Consider the following 3,903-nt stretch of genomic DNA (forward strand, 5'->3'; position numbering starts at 1 on the left):
CCCTACGTAGGCACCCCAAGCTCCCCCCATTTCCGGGCCGGAGAGGGAGCAGCCGAAAAAATTGGGACTTTCGTCAATTCGAATTGAATAGAGTCAGACGCTCTTTCACCACTTCGAAAACGCTGTGGTAGGCCGCCGGCATTATCTTATAGGCCGCCACCTCGTCGGGGTCCTTTCGCAATCCTTCCTCTACACCTTTGCGCCAGGCCAACCGCAATTCGGTGTTGACGTGCACGATAGTCATGCCGGCCTTGATGGCAGCAACGAAATCATGGTCAGCGGTGCCCGAGCCCCCGTGCAGCGTCATGAACTTCCCCACCGCGCGCTTGATCACGCCAATGCGTGGCACATCCAGGTGCTTATGCGACTGGCCGGAGACCATCTCGCGCAAGAGACCATGCATGTTGCCGACCGCAGGCGCGACCACGTCGATGCCGGTTTCCGCCGCAAACTGACGAGCCTCTTCGGGGTCAGTCATGTGCAGTGATTCTTCCGGACGCTTCTCCAAAATCGCGGATGAGGAGCCGATGTAGCCGATCTCGCCCTCGACCAGGATCTCCGGACGGATTGATTTGGCAATCTCCACCGCGCGCTTCGACTGCTTGAGGTTCTCTTCGAGCGGTAGCTTCGATGCATCGAAAATCACTTCGTCGTAGCCGGCTTCGGCGACTTCCTTGACCTTCTCCAGAGAATGGGTGTGGTCGGCGTTGAGAAAGATCGGAAACGGCGATTCATCGCGGAGACTGCGGACGATTGCCGCGGCGGTGCGGGTGCCGATGAATTCCCGCTCACCCTCTGACACCCCGACCAGCACGGGAAGTTTCAGTTCTCGTGCGGCGTCGACTATGGCGCGCAGCGCGGTCAGATCGGAGGTATTGAAATGGCCGATCGCGACGTTTCGTTTCTCGGCCTCGGTCAAAGCTTGTCGCAACGAGTGCATGAATCCACCTCGCAGCCAAACGCGATGACGTACTAGTGAGTCCTAGCGCCGGGGCGCCGGTCAGTCCACGGGCGGCAGCCGAATGTATGCTCACGAAGGGTTCAGTCGCGTGGACGAACTGATACGAAGCGGTTGCCGCGCTCATAGAACCGCCACCGCTTGAGCGCCCAATCCCCCGCGTAGTCAACGTTGATGCGCACCGAGCGGCTCATTCTTATTGCCCGCGTGTCGGCCTCTTCGAGGAACAAGCGCGGGCCGCAGAGATCCTCACCATACAACGCGCCGGTGATTCCCATCGCCATTGTCAATTTCCCCGGGCCATTGGTCAGGTTGCGTGAATCTGGCGGTAAGCTGCGCCGCTCGGCCATCAGGGCCAGGCCGCGCACCGGCTCCACGGCTCTGATGAGGACAGCGTGCGGCTCGTGCTCGCACGCCACCACCAGGTTGAGGGCCCAACTGATGCCGTACAGGAGATAGATGTAGGCGTGGCCGGCCGGACCAAACATCGCCGCGGTGCGTTTGGTCAACCCCCGCGAGCTGTGCGCCGCGAGGTCCAGCGGACCGCGGTAGGCTTCGGCTTCCACGATGCGCCCCGCGGTCTCACCCTCGCAAGCGCTGTGCACCAGGATCTTGCCGATACACTCACGTGCCACCGTCAGTACCGGACGTGCATAGAAATCGCGCCGCAACTTACGGCGGTTGCTCCTGGTCGATTGTGATGCCGCGCTCACCGGGTACCCGACGGCCCATCGACGAGGCCTGAGTGCGCAGCCAAACTAGCGGCTGGCTTCGGTGCCGAAAAGAGCCCCGGCCAAATTTGCGAGGCGTTCCTTGGGTTGCGACCTATGCGATTGTGGATAGACACTCGTCTATCCTTGCGGGAGGCTCTTATTAAGGAACCCCAGGAGCCAGCCAACCTTTTTCACCGCCGCCGGTCTGAATGAGGGATGTGATGCTGTTCCCTACAGCGAGATATTTCAGATGATCGTCCTCAAAATCAACGGCAACGAAAAACCCTTTACCGGCGATCCGCAGATGCCGCTGCTTTGGTATCTGCGCGATGAACTCGGCCTGTATGGAGCGAAGTTCGGATGTGGAATGGGTCTGTGCGGTGCTTGCACGGTTCATCGGGGCGGCAAGGCGATTCGCTCCTGCATCACCCCGATGAGCGCGGCGGCCGGCACGGAAATCACCACCATTGAAGGAATCTCGAGCGGCGGGCTTCATCCAGTGCAGAAATCCTGGATGCGACTCAACGTGCCGCAATGTGGTTACTGCCAAGCCGGACAAATCATGCAGGCGATCTCCCTGCTCAGCATCAATCGCAGGCCCACCGATGCGGATATCGACCGCGCGATGGCGGGAAACATTTGCCGCTGCGGGACCTATCAGCGCATCCGCGCAGCCATCAAGGCGGCCGCGGAGGAAAGCGCGTGACGACGATTGCCAATTTGAGCCGCCGCCGGTTTCTGCGCGGGATGTTTTCGGCAGGCGCATTGGTGCTCGGCGCATCTTTTGCCCCGGATCTGCTGCTCGCCCAAACCGGCGAGCGAAAGCGCCGCAACGCGGCGCCGGTCTTCCAACCCAACGTCTTTGTCGCGATCGAAACAGACGGCACCGTGCGAATCGTGGCTCATCGATCCGAAATGGGGACCGGTATCCGGACCTCGCTTCCGTTGGTGCTCGCCGATGAACTGGATGCCGACTGGAGTCGGGTCAAGATCGACCAAGCAATCGGAGATGCGCGCTACGGCTCGCAAGACACTGACGGATCGCATTCAATTCGCAGCTTTTTTGACACCATGCGCGAGTGTGGCGCGACCGCGCGACTGATGCTGATTCGTGCGGCAGCCGCGCAATGGAAGGTGCCCGCCGACCAATGCCAGGCGCACCAGCATACCATCGTGCATCGGCCCAGCGGACGCACCACGGGTTACGGCGCGCTGGTCGCCGCGGCGGCCCGACTGCCCGTCCCGGATCGCAGCGAGCTGGTTTTCAAGCCGGCCTCGGAATGGCGCTACATCGGAAAATGGATGCCGAGCTATGACCTGCGCGCCATCTGCGAGGGAGAGCCGGTCTTCGGCATGGACGCGCGCGTCGATGGGATGCTGTACGCGGCGGTACGGCGGCCGCCGGTACTCGGGGGCAAAGTCAAATCGCTTGATGACCGCGCAGCGCGGCAGGTGGGCGGAGTGCGGCAAACGGTCCCGATTCCCGGCTTTCAACCTCCCTGCGGCTTTCAGCCATTGGGCGGGATCGCGGTGATCGCAGACAACACTTGGGCGGCATTCCAGGGGTGCAAGAAACTGAGCATCGAATGGGAGGACGGCCCTAACCAGGGATACGACTCCGAAAAGTACAAAGCAGAGCTGCGCGCGACCTCGCGCCAGCCAGGCTTCGTCGCGCGCAGCGCGGGCGACGTCGATGCGGAGTTCGCGAAGGCGGGCAGGCTGGTGGAAGCGGAATACTACGTGCCGCTGCTGGCACACGCATCGATGGAGCCGCCGGTCGCGCTCGCTGACGTGCGGGGTGACCGGGTGACAGTGTGGGCACCCACCCAGAATCCCCAGGCGGTCCAGAAATCGGTTGCCGATCAGCTGGGTCTCGCGGCGGAAAACGTGACTTGCTACGTGACCCTGCTGGGTGGCGGGTTCGGAAGAAAATCGAAGCCCGACTACGCGGTCGAAGCCGCACTGCTCTCCAAGGCGGTCGGACGGCCAATCAAGGTTGTCTGGTCGCGCGAGGACGACATCCAGTTCGGCTACTACAACAGCGTGTCCGCCATGTACCTGAAAGCCGCGCTCGGCAGCAACGGAATGCCGACCGCCTGGCTTCAGCGCTCGACGTTTCCGCCGATCGCATCGACTTTCGACGAGACCGCGGTGTACGGGGGTCCTGGCTCTCTCGAGCAGGGATGGACCGACATTCCATTCAACATCGCCAACCTGCGGGTAGAGAACGGT

The 3,903-nt window shown here is 62.0% G+C and carries 4 protein-coding genes; 2 read left to right on the forward strand and 2 right to left on the reverse strand.

Translation table 11 applies throughout. The features are described 5' to 3' along the window. Window positions 1-73: 73 nt before the first annotated feature. A complete protein-coding gene (locus VGI36_20350; GenBank protein ID HEY2487502.1) occupies window positions 74-940 on the reverse strand; it encodes a class II fructose-bisphosphate aldolase in 867 nt (288 codons plus the stop codon). A gap of 101 nt (window positions 941-1,041) precedes the next feature. Continuing rightward, window positions 1,042-1,629, reverse strand: coding sequence for a DNA-3-methyladenine glycosylase (locus tag VGI36_20355; GenBank protein HEY2487503.1), 588 nt, complete (start codon window positions 1,627-1,629; stop codon window positions 1,042-1,044). Between the two features lie 292 nt (window positions 1,630-1,921). On the opposite strand from VGI36_20355, the gene VGI36_20360 reads away from it, so the two are divergent. Both VGI36_20360 and VGI36_20365 read left to right on the forward strand, forming a co-directional pair. Next, a complete protein-coding gene (locus VGI36_20360) occupies window positions 1,922-2,377 on the forward strand; it encodes a (2Fe-2S)-binding protein (protein HEY2487504.1) in 456 nt (151 codons plus the stop codon). Continuing rightward, window positions 2,374-3,903 (forward strand): molybdopterin cofactor-binding domain-containing protein (locus tag VGI36_20365; GenBank protein ID HEY2487505.1); only part of this gene is annotated, 1,530 nt, incomplete at its 3' end. The genes VGI36_20360 and VGI36_20365, both read left to right, overlap by 4 nt.

The sequence above is a fragment of the Candidatus Binataceae bacterium genome (assembly GCA_036495685.1).
Taxonomy (GTDB): domain Bacteria; phylum Desulfobacterota; class Binatia; order Binatales; family Binataceae; genus JAFAHS01.